General features: G+C 40.9%; 1 protein-coding gene. It reads left to right on the top strand.

Annotation, left to right across the window (positions count from 1 at the left end; all coding sequences use genetic code 11):
- Positions 1 to 6 precede the first annotated feature (6 nt).
- Positions 7 to 320, top strand: a 314-nt coding sequence (locus HMPREF2979_RS10620; protein ID WP_164373620.1) for an ATP-binding cassette domain-containing protein, incomplete at its 3' end; no start/stop codon positions are given.

Here is a 320-nt window from a genome sequence, read left to right on the forward strand (position 1 = left end):
GCTCTTATGGCACTTATTGAATTTAAAAATGTCAATAAATATTACGGAGACTATCATGCACTTCGTGATATAAATCTAGAAATTGAAAAAGGACAAGTTGTGGTTCTCTTGGGACCTTCTGGTTCTGGGAAATCCACTCTCATCCGTACAATCAACGCCTTGGAATCCATTGATAACGGTACGCTTATCGTTAACGGACATAATGTGACGGAAGCTTCTGCCAAAGACTTGGTAGAATTGCGTAAAGAAGCGGGGATGGTTTTCCAACACTTTAACCTCTACCCGCACAAAACCGTTCTTGAAAATGTAACCTTGGCACC

The sequence above is a fragment of the Streptococcus sp. HMSC078H12 genome (assembly GCF_001814615.1).
GTDB lineage: Bacteria > Bacillota > Bacilli > Lactobacillales > Streptococcaceae > Streptococcus > Streptococcus salivarius_F.